Source organism: Cellulomonas sp., from assembly GCF_036279715.1.
Classification (GTDB): Bacteria; Actinomycetota; Actinomycetes; order Actinomycetales; family Cellulomonadaceae; genus Cellulomonas_A.
In genome coordinates, this window is sequence record NZ_DASUIR010000127.1 from 1 (window position 1) to 2585 (window position 2585).

The following is a 2585-nucleotide window of genomic DNA, read 5'->3' on the forward strand; positions in this document are numbered from 1 at the left end:
CTGCCACACCCTGCGTGTTCTGGGCGGTCAGGGCGGTGACGACTGTCATGCCGTAGACGCCCAGGGCCGAGAAGGTCTTGAGGTCCGCCTGGATACCCGCCCCGCCGCTCGGGTCGGTGCCGGCGATGGTCAGCGCGTTGAGGATCATGGTCGGGCACCGCGCAGGCCGGCGGCCGCTGCGCGGGGGTTGGGTGCGCCCGTGATGGCGGACACCACGGCCAGTCCGTCGACCCCGGCCGCCCAGACCGCTGCCGCGTTGCGGGCGGTGATACCACCGATGCCGACGCACGGCAGCGCCGTCCCGGCACACAGCTCAGCGAGCGCGGCCAGCCCGACAGCCGCCCGGGCGTCAGGCTTGGTGGCGGTAGGGAACACCGGGCCGATGCCGAGGTAGTCCACGGTGCCGCTGGGCAGGGAGTGCACGTCCGCGACCTCCTCCGGCCGGGAGGCCGAGAGCCCGATGACGAACTCCGGCCCGGCCAGCCGCCGCGCACGGCGTACGTCCAGATCGGACTGGCCGAGATGGACGCCGTGCGCGCCCGACGCCAAGGCGATGTCGAGCCGGTCGTTGAGGAGCAGGGGGACGCCGGTGCCGTCAAGGAGGTCGAGAAGCTGGGCGGCGAGGGCCATCAGCTCTCGTCCGGACGCCTGCTTGTCACGCAGCTGGACGACGCTGACCCCGCCGGCGACCGCGGCCTCCACCGTGGCCCGCACTCCCCGCGGACCTGCGTCCCGCGCACCGATCACCAGGTAGACCGACAGGTCGAGAGCCACGGCTCAGCCGAGGTGGGTGCGCAACGCCGCGGCGTCGAGGCCGTGCAGCGCATCGAGCAGCGCTACCGCGAAGCTGCCGGGGCCCGCGCTCCTGGCGGCGGCGACCTCCGCGGCGACGGTCAGGATCGTCGTCGCAGCACCGGCCGCGATGAGAGGCGTTGCCTCCACGGCGCAGCAGGCAGCGACGAGGGCGCCCAGGGCGCACCCGACGCCCGTCACCCGCGTCATCAGCTCGTGCCCGGAATGGACCTCCAGCACGTCGGTGCCGTCCGTCAGGTAGTCGACGGCTCCGCTCACGGCGACCGTCGTCCCCATCCTGCGGGCGAGCCCCGACGCCTCATCCAGGGCCTCCGCGGACGTGCTCGTCGAGTCCACCCCGCGCCCGGCCGAGCCCGTGGCGCCCGCAAGGGACAGGATCTCTGAGGCGTTGCCGCGGACGACCGCCGGACGGGCGGTCACGAGCTCGGCGGCGAACCGGGTCCGGTACCCGAGCGCCCCGACGGCGACCGGGTCGAGGACCCAAGGTGTGCCGGCGCGCGTCGCCGCCGCGACGGCTGCTCGCATCGCGACGACCCGGTCGGGGGACAACGTCCCGAAGTTCACCAGCACGGCATCCGCGATCTGGGCGAACTCCGCGGATTCCTCGGAGTTCTCCACCATCGCGGGCGAGGCGCCGACCGCGAGCAGGACGTTCGCGGTGAACCCCGCCACCACGATGTTGGTCATGCAGTGCACGAGCGGACCGGTGCGGCGCAGCTCGTCGAGCACGCGGATGGCGTCCTCGGCCGACGCGGTGCGGAACGAAGCCTGGGGCCGGAGCGTCGTCATGTCAGATCGCCTCGATCGGGAGGTACATCGAGCTGCCTCGTCGGACGAACTCGGCGGACTTGACGGCCATGGCCGCCTCGATCGCTTCCGCGCTCGTCAGGCCGTTCTCCTGCGCGTAGGTGCGGACGTCGGCGGAGATCCGCATCGAGCAGAACTTCGGGCCGCACATCGAGCAGAAGTGGGCCGTCTTGGCGGCCGGCGCCGGCAGGGTCTCGTCGTGGAACGCGCGTGCGGTGTCCGGGTCGAGCGACAACGCGAACTGGTCGTCCCAGCGGAACTCGAAGCGGGCCCGGCTGAGCGCGTCGTCACGCTCCTGGGCGCGTGGGTGCTGCTTGGCGAGGTCGGCTGCGTGCGCGGCGATCTTGTAGGTGATGACCCCCGTCTTCACGTCGTCGCGGTCGGGCAGGCCGAGGTGTTCCTTGGGGGTGACGTAGCAGAGCATCGCTGTCCCGGCCTGGGCGATCATCGCGGCGCCGATCGCGGAGGTGATGTGGTCGTACGCGGGCGCGATGTCGGTCGCGAGCGGGCCGAGCGTGTAGAACGGCGCCTCCTCGCAGAGCTCCTCCTCCAGCCGCACGTTCTCGACGATCTTGTGCATCGGCACGTGGCCGGGGCCTTCGATCATCACCTGCACGCCATAGGACTTGGCGATCGTCGTGAGCTCGCCCAGCGTCCGCAGCTCGGCGAGCTGGGCCTCGTCGTTGGCGTCGGCGATCGAACCCGGGCGCAGGCCGTCACCGAGCGAGAACGTCACGTCGTAGCGCCGCAGGATCTCGCACAGCTCGACGAAGTGGGTGTACAGGAAGCTCTCTTCATGGTGCGCGAGGCACCAGGCCGCCATGATCGACCCGCCGCGCGAGACGATGCCCGTCACGCGCCCCGCGGTCAGCGGGACGTACCGGAGCAGCACGCCCGCATGGACGGTCATGTAGTCGACGCCCTGCTCGCACTGCTCGATCACCGTGTCGCGGTAGATCTCCCAG

At 71.7% G+C, this 2585-nt stretch carries 4 protein-coding genes; all 4 read right to left on the reverse strand.

All coding sequences use genetic code 11. The features are described 5' to 3' along the window. On the reverse strand, positions 1-148 hold a 148-nt coding region (locus VFW79_RS12280; protein WP_329677579.1), incomplete at its 3' end, for a bifunctional hydroxymethylpyrimidine kinase/phosphomethylpyrimidine kinase. Then, on the reverse strand, positions 145-774 hold the full coding sequence (thiE, locus tag VFW79_RS12285) for a thiamine phosphate synthase (protein WP_329677576.1): 630 nt from the start codon (positions 772-774) through the stop codon (positions 145-147). The genes thiE and VFW79_RS12280, both read right to left, overlap by 4 nt. Positions 775-777: 3 nt before the next feature. Further along, positions 778-1602 (reverse strand): hydroxyethylthiazole kinase, encoded by an 825-nt coding sequence (gene thiM, locus VFW79_RS12290; RefSeq protein ID WP_329677577.1) that lies wholly within the window; start codon positions 1600-1602, stop codon positions 778-780. A 1-nt stretch (position 1603) separates the two neighbouring features. Further along, positions 1604-2585 (reverse strand): phosphomethylpyrimidine synthase (thiC, locus tag VFW79_RS12295; RefSeq protein ID WP_329677578.1); only part of this gene is annotated, 982 nt, incomplete at its 5' end.